The organism is Neorhizobium galegae bv. orientalis str. HAMBI 540, assembly GCF_000731315.1.
Classification (GTDB): domain Bacteria; phylum Pseudomonadota; class Alphaproteobacteria; order Rhizobiales; family Rhizobiaceae; genus Neorhizobium; species Neorhizobium galegae.
In genome coordinates this window covers 3,251,718-3,273,262 of sequence record NZ_HG938353.1, presented here as the reverse complement: position 1 = coordinate 3,273,262, position 21,545 = coordinate 3,251,718, and the positions used below count along the sequence as shown (strand labels likewise).

Here is a 21,545-nt window from a genome sequence, read left to right as displayed (position 1 = left end):
TCCGCGACCGCCATTCGGCTGAAACGCCGAGATCGAGATATAAAAGCCCGGCGCGCTGGCGGCGGCCGGGCTTATTTGTCGAAGTTGTAGAGTTTCCGCTCAGAAAAACGCCTGGATACCCGTCTGAGCGCGGCCCAGGATCAGCGCGTGGACGTCGTGCGTGCCTTCGTAGGTGTTGACCGTCTCCAGGTTCTGCGAATGGCGCATGACGTGATACTCGATCTGGATGCCGTTGCCGCCGTGCATGTCGCGGGCTTGCCTCGCGATATCGAGCGCCTTGCCGCAATTGTTGCGCTTGACGATGGAGATCATTTCCGGGGCCATCTTGTGCTGGTCCATCAGCTGGCCGACGCGGAGCGAAGCCTGCAGGCCGAGGGTGATTTCGGTCTGCATGTCGGCGAGCTTCTTCTGGTAGAGCTGCATGCCGGCAAGCGGCTTGCCGAACTGCTTGCGGTCAAGACCGTACTGGCGGGCGCGGAACCAGCAGTCTTCGGCGGCGCCCATGACGCCCCAGGAAATGCCATAGCGGGCGCGGTTGAGGCAGCCGAAGGGGCCTTTCAGGCCCGAAACGTTCGGCAGGATCGCATCCTCGCCGACTTCGACGCTGTCCATGACGATCTCGCCGGTGATCGAGGCGCGCAGCGAGAGCTTGCCGCCGATCTTGGGCGCCGAGAGGCCCTTCATGCCCTTTTCGAGCACGAAGCCGCGGATCTCGTTGTTATGGGCTTCCGACTTTGCCCAGACGACGAAGACATCGGCGATCGGCGCGTTGGAAATCCACATCTTGGAGCCGCGCAGGCGATAACCGCCTTCGATTTTTTCAGCACGCGTTTTCATGCCGCCGGGATCGGAGCCGGCGTCGGGCTCGGTCAGGCCGAAACAGCCGATCAGTTCGCCGGAGACGAGGCCGGGCAGGTACTTCTTCTTCTGCTCGTCGGAGCCGTAGGCGAAGATCGGATAGATGACCAGCGAGGACTGGACGCTCATCATCGAGCGGTAACCGCTGTCGATGCGCTCGATCTCGCGGGCGACGAGGCCGTAGGCGACGTAGGAGGCGTTGGCTGCGCCGTATTCTTCCGGCAGAGTCACGCCGAGCAGGCCGGTCTGGCCCATCAGCTTGAACAGGCCCTTGTCGGTCGTCTCGTCGAGATAAGCTTCCTGGACGCGCGGCAGGAGCTCGGCCTTGGCGAAGGCGGCAGCCGCGTCACGGATCATCCGCTCCTCGTCGGTCAGCTGCTCTTCGAGAAGTAAGGGATCGTTCCAGGAAAAAGCCAAGGGTCTGCCTCCGGTTTGAAATCTGGCAAATTGAAGTTTAAAGAATTATCGCCAGCACAGCGCCCGAGAGCAAGCACCGTTTACTCATCAAGCCATGATCTATAGTAATAGGCAATGGTCAGCCTCTCGCGAAAACTGCTCCCCTCCACCTCCGCGCTCGCGGCCTTCGATTCCGTCGCCCGGCTCGGCAGTTTCTCAGGCGCGGCGGAAGAGCTGTCGCTGACGCAGGGGGCGATCAGCCGGCAGGTTTCGGGGCTGGAAGAGCAGCTTGGCATCCAGTTGTTCGACCGCACCAGCCGTGGGGTCATGCTCACCAACGCCGGTGCGGACTACGCCAAGGCAGTGGCGATCGCACTGTCGCAAATTCGCTCGGCTTCGCTGGCCGTCATGACCAAACGGCATAGCGACCAGTTGAACCTCGCGATCCTGCCGACTTTCGGCACCCGCTGGCTGATGCCGCGCATCCCGCAATTCGTCGCAAGGCATCCGGAGATCACGCTCAATTTCGCCACTCGCATCGGGGTCTTCGATTTCGACCGCGACGGCATCGATATGGCGATCCACATAGGGCCTAGGCGTGAAAAGGGGCCGGACTGGCCGGGCGCGGAATGCACCTTCCTGATGGAGGAAATGGTGGCGCCGGTCTCATCGCCGGCATTCCTCGCCTTGCACCCGATCAAAAAGGCCGAGGACCTGATGCGCCTGCCGCTGCTGCACATGGCCTCGCGGCCGGGCGCCTGGAACCACTGGTTCGAAAGCCTCGGGATCATCGGCACGCCGTCGCAGGGCATGCGCTTCGAACAGTTCGGCAACGTTGCCCAAGCCTGCATTGCGGGCCTCGGGGTTGCGCTGATGCCGCTTTTCCTGATCGACTCGGAACTGGCGGGCGGCCAGCTTGTCGAAGCGTTCCCGCATCAGGTGACGAGCCCCAGCGCCTATTATGCGGTGGCCCCGCTCAGCAAGGTCGATTTTCGGCCGGTGGTGGCGTTTCGGGCGTGGCTGATCGAGGAGGTCGGGCGGTACAGGGAAGAAGTTGTGGGCTGGTAGAGCGGGTGTGTGGAGCCCCGCCCCCTTGTGGGGAGGGGTTGGGGAGGGGACTTCGCTCCGTATTCAGGCCCCTCCGCCTGCCGGCCACCCTCCCCACAAGGGGAGGGTTAAAAACGCCGCTCCGCCTCGCCTAAAGCTTCGGCCTCCGCCCCAACCAATCCGTGGCCGCTTCATAGGCAAGCGCAATCTCCAGCACCGCCTTGTCGGCGCGCGGGCGGCCGATGATCTGGATGCCGGCGGGCAGGCCGTTTTTGCCAAAGCCGGCGGGCATGGCGGCGACCGGAAGGCCGGCCATCGAGGCCGGGACCACCACTTCCATCCAGCGATGATAGGTGTCCATCGTCCGGCCGCCGATCTCCTTCGGCCAGTGGGTTTCAGCGTCGAAGGGGAAGACCTGGGCGGAGGGCAGGATCAGGTAATCGTACCGGTCGAACACGGTCAGCAGGTATTGATACCAGGCACTGCGGCGTTTTGAGGCGAAATGCACCTCGCGCGCCGTCATGTCGAGCCCGCGCTCGATTTCCCAGATGATCTCGGGCTTCATCTTGGCGCGCTTTTCCGGATCGTCGTAGTTGTCACGCATGCCGCTCGCGGTCAGCCAACTGCGCAGCGTCGTCCAGGAGCGCCAGAGGTCGTCCATGTCGAAGTCCGGAACGAATTCGTCCACCGCACAGCCGATCCGTTCGAAGACCGGAAGCGTCGCCCGGCAGAGTTCCAGCACGCCGGGTTCGAAAGGCAGGTAACCGCCGAGATCGCCGAGCCAGGCGATACGGGTGCCCGAAAAATCGCGGTCCTCTTGCGGCGTCAGGTCCTCGGTCGGCAAGGATAGCGGATCGCGCGGATCGTAACCGGCCTGGGTCGAAAGCAGGGCGGCGACATCGCGCACCGTGCGGCCCATCGGTCCCAGAACGGAGAGCTGGCCCATGAAGTTCTCCAGCTTCAGGGAGGAGGGGACGCGGCCGAAACTCGGGCGGAAGCCGACGACATTGTTGAAGGCCGCGGGGTTGCGCAGCGAGCCCATCATGTCTCCGCCATCCGCGACCGGCAGGAGATGTGCCGAAAGGGCCGCTGCCGCACCGCCGCTCGAGCCGCCGACCGTCTTGGTCAGGTCGTAGGGGTTCCTGGTGACACCGTGCACAGGATTGTAGCTTTGCGAGCCGAGCCCCTGTTCGGGCGTGTTGGTCTTGCCGATGATGATCGCGCCGGCCGCGCGAATGCGCTCGACCATCACCTCGTCCTTCTCAGGCACGAAATCGGCAAAGATCGGCGAGCCATAGGTGCAGCGGATGCCCTTCACTTCGCAGAGATCCTTGATGGCGATCGGCATGCCATGCATCCAGCCGCGCGATTTGCCTGAGCCAAGCTCTGCGTCGCGTACCATAGCCTCGGCCAGAAGCTCTTCCCGGCTGCGCAGGCTGACGATCGCGTTGATTGCGGGGTTGAACCTGTCGATCCGTTCGAGATAGGCCGTCATCACTTCGGCGCAGGAGGCCCGGCCGTCATGGATCGCTTCCGAAAGTTCCGTGGCGGAAAGGCCGGTTATCTCGTCGTCCTGCATCACTGTTTCCTCATGAATACCCGAGGATTTCCACAGGTCGGGGCGAGGAAGTCAAGGCCGCATATGGGGATATCCGGACTGGCATTTACAAACGACTCGACAAAAGCCATTGATCAAAGTATTCGTGCTTAAACGTTTAATCAGAGCATGATATGGCTTCACCCCGTCCCGGACCGAACATGAGCGCCATCGCTGCCGCCCTTGGCGTGTCGGCGGCGACCGTGTCGAATGCGCTTTCCGGCAAGGGACGCGTGTCGCCGGAGCTTATCGAGAAGGTTCGGGCCAAGGCAAGCGAGCTCGGTTATGTGCCGAGCCTGACCGCCCGGGCGCTGCGCACCGGCCGCACCGGCGTGCTCGGCCTTGTCCTCCCGGATATCGCCAACCCGCTCTTCCCGCAGATTGCCCAGGCGATCGAGAACGCCGCCTCGAATGCCGGCTACGGCGTGCTCATCGCCGACTCCCGCGGCGATATCGCGGCGCAGACCGAGGCGATCGGCCGGCTTCTGGAACGCGGCGTCGACGGCATGGTCATCGTTCCCCGGCGCGGCACGCGGATCGCCGATGTCGGCTGCCCCGTTGCCGTCATCGATACGCCCTCCACGCCCGGCAATACCGTTTCGGCCGACCATTGGGATGGTGGCAGCCAGATGGGTCGCCATCTTGCAGAGCTTGGTCACCGCAAGGTCCTGCTGATCGGCACCAGCGCCTCCTCGAACGTGCAGAACGACCGTATCGGCGGGCTGAAGGCTGGCCTCGGCGCGCAGGTCGAATGCGATACGATGTGGATCGAGAAGGTCGAGGCAGTTTCGGGCGAAGGCTGCCCGCTCGGTCTGGCGGACAAGGCCAGGGCGGGTTTTACGGCTTTTGCGGCTGTCTCCGATCTTTCGGCGCTTCGGGCGCTGACGGAACTGCAGCGCGCCGGCATCGGCGTGCCGGAAACGGTCAGCGTCACCGGTTTCGACGATCTCATCTGGTCGGCGGTGGTCACGCCGGCGCTCACCACGGTACGCATGGACATGGCCACCATCGCCGATCTGGCGATTGCCGCGCTCATCCGTGCGATCGAGCCTGAGGGAGAGGCCGAGAACGGAGCCGAGGAGGCTTCGACCGGCAACGTTATCTCCGAGACGGACCGAGTCCCGATGCAGCTCATCGTGCGCCAGTCGACGGCCGTCCCGCAGGCCGGTGGCATTTCGAATTTGCATGTCCAAACCCCCAACAAGCCGACAGCAGGAGAAATCACATCATGAACAAGGTCATTCTTGCGTCGGGCGCCGCCCTGATGCTCACCATGGGTGCCGCGCAAACCCCGGCGCTGGCCCAGGAAAAGACGCTGACGATTTCCGTCTATGCGCTGGCCCAGGACGAATACAAGCAGATCGTCTACGATCCCTTCCAGAAGATCTGCGGCTGCAAGCTGGTCGTCGAGACCGGCAACAGCGTCGAGCGCCTCGCCAAGATGGAGGCCAACAAGGCCAACCCGGTGGTCGACATGGCCGTCATCTCGATGGCGGATGCGCTCGCCGCCTCGCGCGCCGGCCTGACCGACAAGATCGATACCTCCAAGCTCTCGAACTTCAGCAAGCTCTATGACGTTGCCAAGGATCCGAACGGCGACGGCATGAGCGTCGGCTATACGTTCTATGCCACCTCGATCGCCTACCGTTCGGACAAGATGAAGATCGACAGCTGGGCCGATCTGCTGAAGCCGGAATATGCAAGCCACGTCGCATGGCCGAACGTCACCACCAACCAGGGGCCGCCGGCGCTTTACATGCTGGGCCTGGCGCTTGCCAAGGACACCCCGGACCTGAAGGCTCCGATCGAAGCGGTCGGCGCCAAGAAGGGCGAGATCGTCACCTTCTACGAGAAGTCGTCGCAGCTAGTGCAGCTGATGCAGCAGGAAGAAATCTGGGCAGCGCCGATCGGCCGCTTCACCTGGGCGCCCTTCACCAAGCTCGGCTTCCCGATCGCCTGGGCCACGCCGAAGGAAGGCCAGACGGGCGGCATGAACGTCATGACCGTCACCAAGGGCTCCAAGAACCGCGACCTCGCGCTGCAGTTCATGGATTTCTGGCTCTCGACCGAAGTCCAGACCAAGCTCGCCGAAAAGCTGATCGACAGCCCGTCCAACAAGGATGTCAAGCTTCCCGAAGCGATTGCCAACAACCTCACCTATGGCGAGGAAACGGCAAAGAGCCTGAAACTGATCCCGTCCGCCGTCGCACTCGACAACCGTGCCGGCTGGATCAAGACCTGGAACGAGAAGGTCGGCCAGTAAGAGCCAACGCAACCACGGAATAACCTCCCAAGGCTGAGGGATACGGGCAGCGCGCGAATGCCTGCCCGTATCCCGACTAGTTGAACAGGATCGAACCACCATGTTCCAGAACAGGGCTGAAGCGCTGGCACTTGCGCTGCCGGCCGCGATCTTCGCGGCGGCGGTGTTTCTCGTGCCTGTGGTGATCCTGCTGTCGGATGGATTTCGCGTGCCGACCGGCGGCTGGACGATTTCCGCCTATACGGACTTCTTCTCCAATTCGCTCAACCAGGCCGTCTTTCTGCGCACGCTCAGGCTCGGCGCACTGGTCACGGTCGCCTCGGCGGTGATCGGCTATGCGGCGGCGTTCGCGATCGTCAGCCTGGAGCCCGGTGCCAAGGGCAAGGTCACGGGCCTCGTCGTGCTGCCCCTGATGATCTCGCCGGTCGCCCGCACCTATGCCTGGATCGTCATCCTCGGCCGCACGGGCATCGTCAATCAGGCTTTTCAGGCGCTCGGCATCACCGAAGCGCCGCTGCGTATCCTGTTCTCCGAGACGGCGATCTTCATCGGCCTGCTGCAGCTCTTCCTGCCGCTGATGATCATCTCGCTGATCTCGGCGCTCGAAAACATGCCGAAGGACGCCATTCCGGCGGCCCGGGTGCTCGGTGCCAACTGGTTCCAGGTGTTCTGGAAGGTCGTGCTGCCACTCACCAAGGAAGGCCTCGTCATCGGCGGCACGCTGGTCTTCACCGGCTCGCTGACCGCCTATATCACCCCGGCCATCCTCGGCGGTTCCAAGGTGCTGATGCTGGAAACGCTGCTCTACCAGCAGGTTGCGGTCTCCAACAATTTCGTCGCAGCGAGCGTCATCGCCTTCATCCTGATCGTCATGAGCTTTGCCGCCAACATCCTCCTCAAGCGGGTCGCCACGGCGCGCAACAAGCAGAGGAGCCAGGCATGACCGCGCGCAGCCTCTTCATTCCGATCACGCTGCTGCTGGTGATCGCCTTCCTGATCGGGCCGTTCCTGATCATCGTCGCCGCCTCCTTCTCGGCCGGCGAGACGCTTGCCTTCCCGCCGCAGGGATTTTCGCTGCGCTGGATCGCGAAAGTCTTCACGGTCGAGAGTTTCCGCGCCTCGTTCGGCATGTCGCTGTTCCTGGCGATCGGCGGTACGGCGGCGGCGCTCATCCTCGGCATCCCGGCCTCCTATGCCCTATCGCGCTATAAGCTGCCGGGGGCGGAAATCGTCCGCACGATAGTCTCGGCGCCGATCATCGTGCCGGGCATCATCGTCGGCCTGGCGCTGCTGCGTTATATCGTCGTGCCCTTCCAGGTCGGCATCACGCTGGCGCTGTTCCTCGCCCACACCGCGCTGGTGCTTCCCTATGCGGTGCGCGTCGTCTCGGCCAGCCTCGACAATCTGCGCTCCGATATCGAGGAAGCGGCGGTACTGCTCGGCTCTTCTCGTCTCGGCGCCTTCTTCCGGGTGGTGATGCCGAACATCCGCGGCGGCATCATGTCGGCCTTCATCCTCGGCTTCGTCACCAGCTTCAACCAGGTGCCGGTCTCGCTGTTCCTCTCGGGGCCTGGCGTACGCACCCTGCCGGTCGACATGATCGCCTATATGGAAATCGTCTTTGATCCCTCCGTCGCAGCGCTCTCTTCGCTGCTCGCCTTCCTCTCCATCGGCATCGTCTTCATTGCCGAACGTTTCCTGGGGTTCTCCCGCTATGTCTGACGCGTCCTACCTCTCGCTCGAAAAGCTGACGCTCGCCTATGGCGATTCCGTCGCCGTCGCGAACCTCGATCTCGATATCCGCAAGGGCGAGCTGATCGCGCTCCTCGGCCCATCCGGCTGCGGCAAGACGACGACGATGCGGGCGATTGCCGGCCTGCTGGCGGTGAAAAGCGGCCATGTCCGCCTCGACGGCACCGATATCACCCGCGTGCCCGCCAACAAACGCGCCGTCGGTCTGATGTTCCAGTCCTATGCGCTGTTCCCGCATCTCTCGGTCTACGAGAACGTCGCCTTCGGGCTGAAGCTCAAGGGCATGCGCGGCACCGAGCTCGATACCAAGGTCCAGTCCGGCCTCAAGTCCGTTGGCCTCTCGACCTTCGCCAACCGCAAGCCGGCCGAGCTTTCCGGCGGCCAGCAGCAGCGCGTCGCGCTTGCCCGCTCGATGGTGATGGAGCCGAAGGTGCTGCTGCTCGACGAGCCGCTCTCCAACCTCGACGCCCGCCTTCGCCTCGACATGCGCACCGAGCTGCAGCGTGTCCAGAAGGAGACCGGCGTGACGATGATCTTCGTCACCCACGACCAGGCCGAAGCTTTGGCGCTCGCCGACCGCATTGTGGTCATGAAGAGCGGTAAGATAGAGCAGATCGGTTCGCCGGAAGATATCTACAACCGCCCGACATCGTCCTTCGTTGCGGACTTCGTCGGGTTCGAAAACATTTTCCCGCTCGAAAACGGAAAGATGAAGACCGGTGCAGGTCTCATCGATCTCTCGGGCGATCTTTCAAGTCATCTTTCCAGCGGGGCCCCTTCAGCGGCGGGCCTTGCCTGGCGGCCGCGTATGGTGACCCTGGGGACAGGTCCTTTCCAGGGCACCGTGCGCGGTACTTCCTTTGCCGGTGACAGCCGTGAGTACCTGCTCGATACCGCGCTTGGCCCGATCAAGGCCGAGGTGGAGGCGAGCCAGCCGGCGCATGCGCTGGGTGATGCTCTCACCTTCGATCTGCCGGCCGAAAAAGCTGCACCGCTCTTGCGGTTCGTGTAAGGAGCGGCTGACATGGGAATCTGGATCGACACCGACATGGGCTTCGACGACATCGCTGCGATCATGGTCGCGGCGCATGCGGGGCTCGGCGTCGACGGCGTTTCGCTGGTCTTCGGCAACGCGCCTATCGAGCATGTTCGCCGCAATGCAGCCGGCGCGGCCTCCGCTTTCGTATGGCCTTTCCCGGTGCATGTCGGCCGTGCCGCACCGGTGCTGGCCAGGCTGGAGACCGCGACCAACATTCTCGGCAAGACCGGCATCCCGACCGCCGGCCAGGCCCTGCCGGAAGCCCCGGACACGTTTCATACCGACGCATTCGAAGCGCTCTGTGCCTGGCTCGAAAAGGGCGAGGGCGAACGTCGCATCATGGCGCTCGGACCGCTCACCAACATCGCGGCGGTGGCCCTCGCCCGGCCGGATCTTGCGGCAAAGATCACTGACCTCACCTGGATGGGCGGCGGGGTCACCACCGGCAACCATACCGCATCCGCTGAGTTCAACGCCTTTGCCGATCCGGAAGCACTGGCGATCGTGCTCACCCACAATATCCCGTTCCGGATGATCGATCTCGATCTCTGCCGCAAGGTGCTTTGCGCTCCCGACGACGTCGCTCCGATCCGGGCTGCGGGCGGGCGTAATGCGGAACTGGTCGCCGACCTGCTGGCCGGGTTCGTGGCGATCGCCACCAGCCGCGGCCGTCCGGCCATGGCGCTTTACGATGCGGTCGCGGCCGTCGCCTTCGTTTTTCCCGAACACGTCACCTGGCGCGAGGCGCGCATCGATGTCGAACTTTCGGGCACGCTGACGCGCGGCCGCACCGTCGTCGAGACGCGCACCGGCCGAGGCGAATTCAACGCGGCCTATGGCGTCGAGATCGACGTCGAAAAGGCGAGAGCCGTCATTCTTGAAACACTGCGGGCAGAGGCAAGCTGGTGAAGAGTATCATCTCGAGCGTACAGGAATTCACCGAACCGGGCTTACGTGACCGCGCCGTCACGGCGGCGCGCGGCGATGCTCCGTTCGACATCCTGATATCGGGCGGCACGCTGGTTGACATGGTGACCGGCGAGTTGCGCCCGGCCGATATCGGCCTCGTCGGGCCGGTAATCGCCAGCGTCCATGAGACCGGCTCCCGTTCGGATGCCGCGGAGATCATCGACGCGACGGGTACGTTCATCTCGCCGGGTCTCATCGACACGCATATGCATATCGAAAGTTCGATGGTGACGCCGGCGACCTATGCAGGTGCGGTGCTGCCGCGCGGGGTGACGACGGTCGTCTGGGACCCGCATGAATTCGGCAATGTACACGGGACCGAGGGTGTCGCGTGGGCGCTCGAAGCGGTGAAGCCGCTGCCGCTGCGTGCCGTCGTTCTGGCGCCGTCCTGCGTGCCGTCGGCGCCCGGCCTCGAAATGGCCGGGGCCGATTTCGATGCGGCGACGATCGAGGAAATGCTGTTCTGGCCGAAGATCGGCGGGCTTGCCGAGGTCATGAACATGCGCGGCGTCATCGACCGCGATCCGCGCATGAGCGGCATCGTGCAGGCGGCGCTGGTATCTGAAAAGCTGGTCTGCGGCCACGCCCGCGGCCTGGCTGGGCCGGACCTTGCGGCCTTCATGGCGTCGGGCATCACCTCCGACCACGAGCTTGTCTCCGCTGCCGACCTGATGGCCAAGCTGCGTGCCGGCCTGACCATCGAGATGCGCGGTTCGCACGATCACCTGCTGCCGGAATTCGTCGAGGCGCTCAACGCGCTTGGCCGTCTGCCGCAGACGGTGACGCTCTGCACCGACGACGTCTTTCCGGACGACCTCGTTCAGGGCGGCGGCCTCGACGACGTGGTGCGCCGGCTGGTGCGTTACGGCATGAAACCGGAATGGGCGCTGCAGGCGGCCACGCTCAATGCTTCCGTCCGCATCGGCCGTGCCGATCTCGGCCTGATCGCCGCCGGTCGGCGAGGCGATATCGTCCTATTTGAGGACCTCGCGGATTTCCGTGCCCGCCACGTCTTTGCCAGCGGCACGCTGATTGCGCGTGACGGCGTCATGACGGTCGAACTCCATGCGACCGACCCCTGCGTTCTGCAGGATTCGGTGAAGCTCAAGCCGCTTCAGACGCAAGATTTCAAATTGCCCGCAACGGGCCGCAAAGTCAGGCTCGCGACGATCGATCGTCCGCGCTTCACGAACTGGGGGCAGACGGATGCGGATGTCGTCGATGGTTACGTGGTACCCCCGGAGGGCACGACGTTGATCGCCGTGACCCACCGCCACGGCCGGGCCGACAGCCGCACCCGTCTTGGGTTCTTGACCGGCTGGGGCACTTGGAAGGGCGCATTCGCCACCACGCTTGCCCATGACAGCCATAACCTCACCGTCTTCGGGTCTGACCCGGCCGACATGGCTGCGGCCGCCAATGCGGTGATCGAAGCCGGTGGCGGCATGGCGGTGGCAACCGGCGGCAAGGTCGAAGTCCTGTTGCCGCTGCCGCTTTCGGGCCTCGTCTCGGAGGCGCCGATGGTGGAGGTGGCCGAAGGTTTCCGGAAAATCCGCGCTGCCATGGATCGCCTCGTCGACTGGCAGCCGCCCTATCTCGTGTTCAAGGCCTGTTTTGGCGCGACGCTTGCCTGCAATCCCGGCCCGCACCAGACGGATCGTGGCATTGCCGACGTTGCCACTGGCACGCTATTGGAATCGCCGATCCTCGAAATTCTCGAATAGGAAAAGCGAATGCAGCCGCATGATTTCTGGCAGGACGTCCATCCGGCAGGTTCGTTCGATCGGGCAGGGCCGTTTTCCAGCTTCTTCCCGGCAACACTTGATGACGGCAGCCAGATCAGGCTGCCGATCCGGCCGCTTGCAGACGGGGAGCACGCGCTCGCCTCCCTGATCATCAACCAGGCGAGTTTCGATGTGCAGGACGCGCTTGCCGCTGACCTTGCGCCGAAGATCGCCGCCTTTCGTCCGGAAGTCATCGTCGGCCTGCCGACTTTGGGCCTGACGCTTGCGGCTGCCGTCGCCCGCGCGCTCGGTCACCTGCGCTACGTGCCGCTCGGGACCTCGCGAAAGTTCTGGTACGACGAAAACCTGTCGGTGCCGCTTTCCTCGATCACCACACCGGAACAGCAGAAGCGCCTCTATGTCGATCCACGCATGCTGCCGCTGATAAAGGACAAGCGCGTGGCGCTTATCGACGACGTGATTTCCAGCGGCACCTCGATCGTCTCCGGCCTGACGCTGATGGCTTCGCTTAACATCGAGCCGGTGGTCGTCGGTGCGGCCATGCTGCAATCGGAGCGCTGGCACGACAAGCTCGATGCGTTCGGCGTAGAATGGCGGCCGCGTGTGACAAGCGGTTTCAGGACCCCGATGCTGAAGAAGGCGGGCGAGGGGAGCTGGATGGCCTGACGCGTTTTCCGGCTTGCGAAAGAGGAGCGGCTGGCTAGGATCGGCGCATTGCTCACCTTGGAACTTTCACAAGAAAATCGGGAATAGACTTCATGGAACTGGTGTTCGACGGCCATAACGACGTGCTCCTGCGGCTCTGGCGGAACATGAAGGCGGGTGGCGACCCGATTGCCGAGTTTGTAAACGGCACGCCGAACGGCCATATCGATGGACCGCGCGCCAAGGCCGGCGGTCTCGCCGGCGGCCTCTGTGCCATCTATATCCCGTCCGGCGAACTGGTTCTGAAGGAACCCGATCAGAACGGTCACTACGTCACGCCGCTGTCCGTCCCGCTCGATCATCTTCCGTCGCTGACGACCGCGCTCGAAATGGCGTCGATTGCGCTTCGCCTCGACCGCGCCGGCGCCTGGCAGCTCTGCCGTTCGACCTCCGACATCCGCAAGGCGATGGACGCCGGCCGTTTCGCCGCCGTCATGCATATGGAAGGTTGCGAGGCGATCGATGCGGATCTCGACAATCTCGAAGTCTTCTACGCGGCCGGCCTGCGTTCGCTTGGGCCCGTCTGGAGCCGCCACAACATCTTCGGCCACGGCGTGCCCTTCGCCTATCCGATGTCGCCCGACACCGGACCGGGCCTGACGGATCACGGCTTCGAACTGGTCAAGGCCTGCAACACGCTCGGCATCCTGATCGATCTCGCCCACATCACCGAGAAGGGCTTCTGGGATGTCGCAAAGACGTCCGACCAGCCGCTGATCGCCAGCCATTCGAACGCGCATGCGCTGACGCCGGTCGCCCGCAACCTCACCGACCGCCAGCTCGACGCGGTCAAGGAGAGCGGCGGTCTCGTCGGCCTCAACTATGCGGTGACCATGCTGCGCCCCGACGGACGCGACAATGTCGCCACGCCGCTTTCGGACATGGTGCGCCATATCGACCACTTGGTGCAGCGCATGGGCATCGATCACGTGGCGCTCGGATCGGACTTCGACGGCGCCTCGATTCCCGAAGAAATACATGATGCTGCAGGAAATCAAAATCTGGTTGCGGCGCTCAAGGGAGCGGGCTACGCTGACGCAGAGCTGAAAAAGCTATGCCGGGAAAACTGGCTCAGAGTTTTGGGGAAGGCCTGGCACGAATAAGGCTGGTTTTCCCCAGAGGTCAAATAACCAAAAGGGGAAAAACGACTATGATTCACGCACTTCAGGGACGAGTCCGTCTGCTGTCCGCGAGCGCGGCGCTGTCGCTCATGCTGCTTGCCGCGCCGCAGGCCTTCGCGGTGACGCCGAAGGACACGCTCGTCATCGGGCTTGCCTTCGACGACATCATCACGCTCGACCCGGGCCAGGCTTTCGAATTCTCGGCCGGCGAGATCAACGGCAACAGCTATGACCGCCTGGTGCGCCTGGACATCGCCGACACGTCCAAAGTCAAGCCGGACCTTGCCGAGAGCTGGACTGTCTCCGATGACGGCATGACCTACACGTTCAAGATCAAGCAGGGCCTGAAGTTCGCCTCCGGCAACCCGATCACCGCGGAAGACGTCGCCTATTCGTTCGAGCGCTCGGTCAAGATCGACGGCCCGCCGGCCTTCATCCTCAACCAGTTCGGCCTGAAGAAGGACAATATCGCGAGCAAGGCCGTCGCCAAGGACGCCAATACTTTCGTGCTGACCGTCGATCAGTCCTACGCCCCGTCCTTCGTGCTGAACTGCCTGACGGCTACGGTCGCTGCCGTCGTCGACAAGAAGGTCGTTTCGCAGCACGTCACCAATGACGACTACGGCAATGCCTGGCTGAAGACAAATTTCGCCGGTTCCGGCCCGTACAAGATCCGCGAATGGCGCGCCAACGAAGTGGTCGTGCTGGAGCGCAACGACAATTACTGGGGCGAGAAGCCGCCGCTCAACCGCGTTATTTACCGCCATATGAAGGAAAGCGCGGCACAGCGCCTGGCGCTGGATAACAACGATATCGACGTCGCGCGCAACCTCGAGCCGAACGATATCGACGCGGTTTCCAAGAAGGGCACGGCGGTCACCAGCACGCCGAAGGGTTCGGTCTTCTATTTCAGCCTGAACCAGAAGAACCCCAACCTGAAGAAGCCGGAAGTCGTCGAGGCGATGAAATACCTCGTCGACTATGACGCGATCGGCTCGACCCTGATCAAGGGCGTCGGCCAGATCCACCAGACCTTCCTGCCGAAAGGTATTCTCGGTTCGCTCGACGACAAACCCTACAAACTCGACGTCGCCAAAGCAAAGGACCTGCTTGCCAAGGCCGGCCTCAAGGACGGCTTCTCGGTGACCATGGACGTGCGCAACAACGAGCCGACCACCGGCATCGCGCAGTCGATCCAGCAGACCTTCGCCCAGGCCGGCATCAAGATGGAAATCATTCCTGGCGACGGCAAGCAGACGCTGACCAAATACCGCGCCCGCACCCACGACATCTATATCGGCTACTGGGGCGTCGACTACTGGGATCCGAACTCCAACGCGGAAACCTTCACGTCGAACCCGAACAATGCCGACGACGGCACCACGAAGACGCTCGCCTGGCGCAATGCCTGGGATGTCCCGGAGCTGACAAAGGAAACCAAGACCGGTTTCCTGGAACGGGATTCGGCCAAACGCGCAGCAATCTACGAGGATTTGCAGAAAAAGGTGCTGCAGAGCGGACCGTTCGTGCTGGTCTTCCAGCAGACGGAAGTCGCAGGCGTGGCCAAGGGCGTGAAGAGCTACAAGCTCGGCCCGACCTTCGATACGAACTACGTGTTCAACGTCTCCAAGGAATAGGGGTCCGGTTGCAGGCCCTGAGTCCGAAAGGCAAATTCCTTGACCTTACCTGAAACCTCCGTGGCGACACGGCGCAATCGGCGCCGTGCATCGTCCTTCGCGACCTCCGTCCTGCGTTTCGTGGTGACGGTGGTCACGACCATATTCGGCCTGCTGGTCGTCACTTTCTTCATCGGCCGGGTCATCCCCATCGACCCGGTGCTGGCGATCGTCGGTGACCGGGCGCCGGCGCACCTCTATGAGCGAACCCGGATCGAGCTCGGCCTGAACCTGCCGATCTACCAGCAGTTCTTTATCTATGCGAAACAGGCGCTTTCCGGCAATTTCGGCACGTCGGTGCTGACCAGCAATCCCGTTCTGGAGGATATCCGGCGCGTCTTTCCGGCAACCATGGAGCTCGCCACGATCGGCACGTTGATCGGCTCGATCGTCGGTGTCCCGCTCGGGGTGCTGGCGGCGGTCCGGCGCGGCAGCATTGCCGACCAGATCGTCCGCGTCATAGGCCTGATCGGCTATTCGGTGCCGATCTTCTGGCTCGGGCTGCTGGCGCTGGTGCTGTTTTACGCGCAGCTCCGATGGGTCGCCTTCCCGGGTCGCGTTGACATCGTCTACGAATACAGCTTCTCGCCGCAGACCGGCTTCTATCTTCTGGATGCCGCCATGCAGGGCCAGTGGGAGGTGATGTGGGACCTGTTCCGGCACATCGCGCTGCCGGGCGGATTGCTCGGTTATTTCTCGCTCGCCTATATCAGCCGCATGACCCGCTCTTTCATGCTGAACGAACTCAGCCAGGAATATGTGGTGGCGGCGCGGGCGAAGGGTCTGTCAGAAACCCGGATCATCTGGTTCCACGCGCTGCGCAACGCCGCGGTGCCGCTGGTGACGGTGATTGCGCTGTCCTACGCAAACCTGCTCGAAGGTTCGGTGCTGACCGAGACCATCTTCTCATGGCCGGGGCTCGGCCTCTACATCACCAACTCGCTGCAGAATGCCGACATGAATGCGGTGCTCGGCGGCACGCTGGTGATCGGGGCGGTCTTCGTCGGCATCAACATCTTCTCCGATCTTCTCTATCGGACTTTGGACCCGAGGACGCGTAGCCGATGAGTGCCGCCGAAACCTCTCTCAAACCCTATAGCCGCGAATGGCTGCTCTCCGACCGGCCGACATCGCGCAAGCAGGCGCGTTTCGGCCGGGCGTATATCGTCTGGCGCCGGTTTGCCGAAAACCGGCTGGCGCTGGTCGGGCTGGCCATCATCCTGGTGCTTATATTTGTTGCCGCACTGGCGGGCGTTCTGGCCCCGCACAATCCCGTTGTCGGCGACCTGCGCAATTCCCGCCTCTTGCCGCTCGGTTCGCCGGGTTATCTGCTTGGCACCGACGATCAGGGCCGCGATATCCTCTCGCGCCTCATCTACGGGTCGCGGCTGACGCTGCTGGTCGTCGTGCTGGTGGCGATCATCGCAGCCCCGATCGGGCTGATCGTCGGCACGGTCTCCGGTTATGCCGGCGGCTGGGTCGATGCAGTGCTGATGCGGATCACCGACATTTTCCTCGCCTTCCCGAAACTCGTGCTGGCGCTGGCGCTGGTCGCAGCCCTCGGTCCCGGCATCGAGAACGCCATCCTCGCCATCGCCGTCACCTCCTGGCCGCCCTATGCCCGTATCGCACGGGCCGAAACGATGACCTTCCGCAACTCGGAATTCATCTCGGCGGTGAAGCTGATGGGCGCTTCGCCCTTCCGCATCGTGCTGCGCCACGTCATGCCGCTCTGCGTCTCGTCGCTGATCGTGCGCGTCACGCTCGACATGGCCGGCATCATCCTTACCGCCGCGGGCCTCGGCTTCCTCGGTCTCGGCGCCCAGCCGCCGCTTCCCGAATGGGGCGCGATGATCGCCTCGGGCCGCCGCTTCATCCTCGATCAATGGTGGGTCGCCGCCATGCCGGGGTTTGCGATCCTGATCGTCAGCCTCGGCTTCAACCTGCTCGGCGACGGCCTGCGCGATGCGCTCGATCCGAAGGAGGCAGGCCAATGACGGTGCCAGTCAAGCCACTCCTGACGGTCGAGGATTTGCGTGTCACCTTCCCGACCCGCACCGGCGACGTGCAGGCGGTGCGCGGCGTGTCCTTTGCGCTCGGCCGCGAACGGCTCGGCATCGTCGGCGAATCCGGCTCCGGCAAGTCGCAGACCGGGCGCGCGATCATGGGTCTGACCCCCGGTCACGCCAGGATCAGCGCACGAAAGCTGGCTCTCGGCGACCGGGATCTCCTGACCATGCCGGCCCGCGAGCGGCGACATCTGCGCGGCAAGCAGGTGGCGATGATCCTGCAGGACCCCAAATATTCGCTGAACCCGGTGATGACGATCGGCCGGCAGATCGTCGAGACATTGAGGACGCACGAGAACATCTCGACCTCGAAGGCCAAGGCGCGGGCGCTCGCCATGCTGGAGGCGGTGCAGATCAGCGATCCTGAACGGGTCTTCTCGCTCTATCCGCACGAGGTTTCCGGCGGCATGGGCCAGCGGGCGATGATCGCCATGATGCTGGTCTGCGGCCCGGAACTGCTGATCGCCGACGAGCCGACTTCGGCGCTCGACGTCACCGTGCAGCTCGAAGTGCTGGATATCCTCGACAAGCTGGTGGCGGACCGGGGCATGGGGCTGATCTTCATCTCCCACGATCTCAGGCTCGTCTCTTCCTTCTGCGACCGCGTCATCGTCATGTATGCCGGCCGGATCGTCGAGGAACTGCCGGCCGCCAATCTTGCCGACGCGCAGCATCCCTATACGCGCGGGCTGCTCAACTGCCTGCCGACCATCGGTTCCGACCGGCATCCGCTGCCCGTCCTCGACCGCAAGCCGGAGTGGACGCTATGACATCGGCTCTCTCCATCCGCGACATGGTCGTCACATACGATGAGTTTGCGGCACTCGATCATGTCAACTTCGATATAGGCACGGGCGAATCCTTCGGCATCGTCGGGGAATCCGGTTCCGGCAAATCGACCCTTTTGCGTGCCGTCTCGGGTCTTGCGTCGTTCGACCAGGGCACGCTCAGCGTCAACGGCCGCCCCTATTCCGGCCGCAAGCGTGACAAGGAGTTCTACCGCACCGTCCAGATGGTGTTCCAAGACCCCTATGGTTCGCTGCACCCGCGCCAGACGGTCGACCGGCTGCTGCTGGAACCGCTCGTCATCCACGGTTTCACCGATATCGAGACGCGCATCAACCGGGCGCTGGACGAGGTGGGTCTCGGGTCTGGCTTCCGCTTCCGTTATTCGCATCAGCTTTCCGGCGGCCAGCGGCAGCGCATCGCGATCGCCCGGGCGCTGATCTTGGAGCCGAAAATCCTCCTGCTCGACGAGCCGACCTCGGCTCTCGATGCGTCGATCCAGGCGGAAATCCTCAATCTGCTCGAACAGGCGCGCCGCGACCGCAACCTCACGTTCGTGATGGTAAGCCACGATCTCGGGGTCATCAGCCATATGTGCGAGCGGCTGGCTGTGATGAAAAACGGCAAGGTGGTCGAGACGGTGCCGCGGAAAGCGCTGGAAAACCGCGAGTTTTCAGCTGATTATACCCGCCAACTGCTCGTCGCCAGCGAAGGCTTCCGCCGCGGCTGACGGGCGCCGTCTATTTTTGCGCATGTCGCGTCCCGGATCTGCTTCCATTTTCGGGCGACATGCTTTGCGCAGGATCGCTTTCGCATGCAGCTTCGGGCCCTCATGTATTTCGACGAACTGGTCCGCACCAATTCGATGCGGGCGGCGGCCGAGAACTTGAATGTGGCGGCCACCGCCGTCTCCCGCCAGATCGAGAACCTCGAACACTATTTCGGAACGCCGCTCGTCGAGCGCAGCAATCGTGGCATCAAGCTGACTGCCGCCGGCGAACTGTTGGCGGCGCGGGCAGGGCGGACGTTGCGCGAGCTCGAACATGTCCACCAGCTGATCGACGATCTCCAGGGCCTGCAGCGTGGCAAGGTGGTGATCTATGCCAACGGCGCGACGGTCGCCAACCTGATCGCGCCGGTGCTTGCGGAATTCAGCCTGCGTTATCCGAAGCTGCGGTTCGAGGTGGCGATCACCAGCGCGCGCGAGGCGGTCGAGGCGCTCGCCGGCGCCGAGGCCGATCTGGTGGTGACGCTGTTTGCACCAAAGATATCCGGGGTGAAGGTGCGGCTGCGCTCCGAGATCACCTATGACGTCATCATGGCCGCCGACCATCCGTCCGCCGGTGCCAGGGAACTGACATTGCGCGATCTCGTCCACATGCCGCTTGCTCTTCCCGACAAGAATTTCGGCGCGCGTCAGGCCTTCGAGGAACTGTTCGCCAAGGACGGGCTGGAGCTCGATCCGGTCTTCGTCACCGGTTCCCTGGAAATGCTGAAGGAACTGGTTCTGCGCCGCGCAGCGGTTACGCTGTTGCCGGCGCTCGCGGTGCAGCGCGAAATCGACGCCGGCCAGCTTGCGGCGGTGCCGATCGCCGCCGGCAAGGAGGTGCGCACGCCGATCGATCTCTGCGTCGCGCCGGACCGCCAGCTCTCGTTCGCGGCGGGTAAGCTCGTCGATTTCATCGAGCGCTTCATGCGCGGCGCCGATGCGCGCAAATCGGCCCCTAAAAGAGCAAGCGCCTAATTGCGTCCTGTGTAGCGTTTTTGGCTACACGGAGAACACAAAATTCTGCATTGTGTGTGCACCTGCGAAATGACACACTTTTGGCAATCGACGATCCCGCAGGTGCCGATCAGGCGGGTCTCGTTCCAAAAAAGGGGATGACGGATGGGCAGGATGACGTTTCTGGGCTCTGCTACTACATTGAAGAGTGCAGCTTTTGGCCTTGCGATCAGCGCGGGCCTGCTTTTGGGCCAGACAAGTGCCGAGGCGGCGGCGAAGACCGCGATCACAGTCGGCATGGCGATCGAGCCGGCCGGGCTCGACCCGACGGTCGCCGCACCTGTCGCGATCGGCCAGGTGACCTGGCAGAACATCTTCGAAGGGCTGACGACCATCGACAAGGACGGCAAGATCAAGCCGCAGCTTGCCGAAAGCTGGCAGATCTCGCCGGATGGCCTGACCTACACGTTCAAGCTCCGCCAGGGCGTCAAGTTCCATAACGGCGTCGCCTTCGACAGTTCGGTTGCCAAGTTCTCGATCGATCGCGCCCGCGGTGCGGACTCGATCAACCCGCAGAAGCGGTATTTCGCCTCGATCGACACGGTCGAGACGCCGGATGCTTCAACGCTGGTCCTGAAGCTCAAGCAGCCGGCCGGCAGCCTGCTTTATTGGCTCGGCTGGCCGTCTTCCAGCATCGTCGAGCCGAAGTCGGCCGCCGACAACAAGACCACCCCGATCGGCACCGGCCCGTTCAAGTTTGTCAGCTGGTCGAAGGGTTCCAAGGTCGATCTCGCCAGGAATGCCGACTACTGGAACAAGGCCGTCTCGCTGAAGCTCGATACCGCGGCCTTCCGTTTCATCAGCGATCCGCAGGCCCAGGCCGCGGCGCTGAAGGCCGGCGACGTCGATGCCTTCCCGGAATTCGGTGCGCCCGAACTGATCAAGTCCTTCGAGGGCGACAAGCGGCTGACGACCGTCATCGGCAATACCGAGCTCAAGGTCGTCGCGGGCATGAACAACACCCGCAAGCCGTTCAGCGACAAGAAGGTGCGTCAGGCGCTGATGATGGCGGTCGACCGCGCTACCGTCGTCGAAGGCGCCTGGTCCGGTTTCGGCACGCCGATCGGCAGCCACTACACGCCGAACGACCGCGGCTACAAGGACCTGACCGGCGTCTATCCCTATGATGCCGCCAAGGCGAAGGCGCTGCTGGCCGAGGCCGGCTTCCCGAACGGCTTCACCTTCACCATCAAGGCGCCGCAGATGGCCTATGCGCAGCGCACCTCGCAGGTGCTGCAGGCGATGTTTGCGGAAATCGGCGTGACGATGAACATCGAGACCACCGAATTCCCGGCGAAATGGGTGGCCGACGTGTTGAAGGCCGCCGATTACGACATGACCATCGTCGCCCATGCGGAGCCGATGGACATCGACATCTATTCCCGCGATCCCTACTACTTCAACTACAAGAACCCTGCCTTCAACGACGTGCTGAAAAAGGTCGAGATGACCTCCGATGCCGCCGGACAGGAAAAGCTCTACGGCGAGGCACAGACCATCCTCGCCAACGACGTGCCGGCGCTCTTCCTGTTCGTCATGCCGAAGCTCGGCGTCTGGGACGGCAAGGTGAAGGGTCTGTGGGAAAACGAACCGATCCCTTCGAACGTCCTGACGGATGTTCATTGGGTAGAGTGAAGTTTCACGCGATGAATTGGAGTGGCGCGCTTGCGGCAGACCGATCTCCCCCCTTGAGGGGGAGATGCCCGGCAGGGCAAAGGGGGGTAACCTCCTGGCATATT

General features: G+C 63.4%; 19 protein-coding genes. 17 read left to right on the top strand and 2 right to left on the bottom strand.

Annotated elements, in window-relative coordinates; translation table 11 throughout:
• Nucleotides 1-99: 99 nt before the first annotated feature.
• Nucleotides 100-1,215 carry an acyl-CoA dehydrogenase gene (locus tag RG540_RS16185; RefSeq protein ID WP_244446684.1) on the bottom strand — a complete coding sequence of 372 codons (1,116 nt, stop codon included), beginning with the start codon at nt 1,213-1,215 and terminating at the stop codon, nt 100-102.
• Between the two features lie 174 nt (nt 1,216-1,389).
• Here RG540_RS16185 and RG540_RS16180 point away from each other — a divergent pair, with 174 nt between their 5' ends.
• Nucleotides 1,390-2,322, top strand: coding sequence for a LysR family transcriptional regulator (locus RG540_RS16180; RefSeq protein ID WP_038589972.1), 933 nt, complete (start codon nt 1,390-1,392; stop codon nt 2,320-2,322).
• Nucleotides 2,323-2,452: 130 nt separating this feature from the next.
• Here RG540_RS16180 and RG540_RS16175 read toward each other — a convergent pair whose 3' ends face one another.
• Complete coding sequence (locus RG540_RS16175; RefSeq protein ID WP_038589969.1) at nt 2,453-3,880, bottom strand: amidase; 1,428 nt, start codon at nt 3,878-3,880, stop codon at nt 2,453-2,455.
• Nucleotides 3,881-4,032: 152 nt separating this feature from the next.
• On the opposite strand from RG540_RS16175, the gene RG540_RS16170 reads away from it, so the two are divergent.
• The 16 genes from RG540_RS16170 (at nt 4,033) to RG540_RS16095 (ending at nt 21,441) form a co-directional block, all read left to right on the top strand.
• Complete coding sequence (locus tag RG540_RS16170) at nt 4,033-5,130, top strand: LacI family DNA-binding transcriptional regulator (RefSeq protein WP_038589966.1); 1,098 nt, start codon at nt 4,033-4,035, stop codon at nt 5,128-5,130.
• Nucleotides 5,127-6,161 (top strand): ABC transporter substrate-binding protein, encoded by a 1,035-nt coding sequence (locus RG540_RS16165; protein ID WP_038589963.1) that lies wholly within the window; start codon nt 5,127-5,129, stop codon nt 6,159-6,161. The genes RG540_RS16170 and RG540_RS16165 overlap by 4 nt, the downstream gene beginning before the upstream one ends.
• Before the next feature lie 100 nt (nt 6,162-6,261).
• On the top strand, nt 6,262-7,104 hold the full coding sequence (locus tag RG540_RS16160; RefSeq protein WP_038589961.1) for an ABC transporter permease: 843 nt from the start codon (nt 6,262-6,264) through the stop codon (nt 7,102-7,104).
• Entirely contained in the window at nt 7,101-7,883 is a 783-nt protein-coding gene (locus tag RG540_RS16155; protein ID WP_038589958.1) for an ABC transporter permease, read from the top strand. The genes RG540_RS16160 and RG540_RS16155 overlap by 4 nt, the downstream gene beginning before the upstream one ends.
• Entirely contained in the window at nt 7,876-8,925 is a 1,050-nt protein-coding gene (locus RG540_RS16150; RefSeq protein WP_038589955.1) for an ABC transporter ATP-binding protein, read from the top strand. The genes RG540_RS16155 and RG540_RS16150 overlap by 8 nt, the downstream gene beginning before the upstream one ends.
• 12 nt (nt 8,926-8,937) lie before the next feature.
• Nucleotides 8,938-9,861, top strand: coding sequence for a nucleoside hydrolase (locus RG540_RS16145; RefSeq protein WP_038589952.1), 924 nt, complete (start codon nt 8,938-8,940; stop codon nt 9,859-9,861).
• Nucleotides 9,858-11,645 carry an adenine deaminase gene (locus RG540_RS16140; RefSeq protein WP_051909460.1) on the top strand — a complete coding sequence of 596 codons (1,788 nt, stop codon included), beginning with the start codon at nt 9,858-9,860 and terminating at the stop codon, nt 11,643-11,645. The genes RG540_RS16145 and RG540_RS16140 overlap by 4 nt, the downstream gene beginning before the upstream one ends.
• 9 nt (nt 11,646-11,654) lie before the next feature.
• Nucleotides 11,655-12,332 (top strand): phosphoribosyltransferase, encoded by a 678-nt coding sequence (locus tag RG540_RS16135; protein ID WP_038589950.1) that lies wholly within the window; start codon nt 11,655-11,657, stop codon nt 12,330-12,332.
• Between the two features lie 92 nt (nt 12,333-12,424).
• Entirely contained in the window at nt 12,425-13,474 is a 1,050-nt protein-coding gene (locus RG540_RS16130) for a dipeptidase (RefSeq protein WP_038589947.1), read from the top strand.
• Between the two features lie 47 nt (nt 13,475-13,521).
• The gene (locus RG540_RS16125; protein ID WP_038589943.1) at nt 13,522-15,129 is read left to right on the top strand and encodes an ABC transporter substrate-binding protein; all 1,608 of its coding nucleotides are present in this window, start codon (nt 13,522-13,524) and stop codon (nt 15,127-15,129) included.
• A 60-nt stretch (nt 15,130-15,189) separates the two neighbouring features.
• Nucleotides 15,190-16,236 (top strand): ABC transporter permease, encoded by a 1,047-nt coding sequence (locus tag RG540_RS16120; RefSeq protein ID WP_407668911.1) that lies wholly within the window; start codon nt 15,190-15,192, stop codon nt 16,234-16,236.
• On the top strand, nt 16,233-17,165 hold the full coding sequence (locus RG540_RS16115; RefSeq protein WP_038589937.1) for an ABC transporter permease: 933 nt from the start codon (nt 16,233-16,235) through the stop codon (nt 17,163-17,165). The genes RG540_RS16120 and RG540_RS16115 overlap by 4 nt, the downstream gene beginning before the upstream one ends.
• A complete protein-coding gene (locus tag RG540_RS16110) occupies nt 17,162-18,007 on the top strand; it encodes an ABC transporter ATP-binding protein (protein WP_038589934.1) in 846 nt (281 codons plus the stop codon). Before RG540_RS16115 ends, RG540_RS16110 begins: the two co-directional genes overlap by 4 nt.
• Nucleotides 18,004-18,753, top strand: a complete 750-nt coding sequence (locus RG540_RS16105) for an ABC transporter ATP-binding protein (protein ID WP_038589931.1) — start codon at nt 18,004-18,006, stop codon at nt 18,751-18,753. The genes RG540_RS16110 and RG540_RS16105 overlap by 4 nt, the downstream gene beginning before the upstream one ends.
• Before the next feature lie 84 nt (nt 18,754-18,837).
• Entirely contained in the window at nt 18,838-19,767 is a 930-nt protein-coding gene (locus RG540_RS16100) for a LysR family transcriptional regulator (protein WP_038589928.1), read from the top strand.
• Between the two features lie 153 nt (nt 19,768-19,920).
• Nucleotides 19,921-21,441 (top strand): ABC transporter substrate-binding protein, encoded by a 1,521-nt coding sequence (locus RG540_RS16095; RefSeq protein WP_407668831.1) that lies wholly within the window; start codon nt 19,921-19,923, stop codon nt 21,439-21,441.
• Nucleotides 21,442-21,545: the final 104 nt, after the last annotated feature.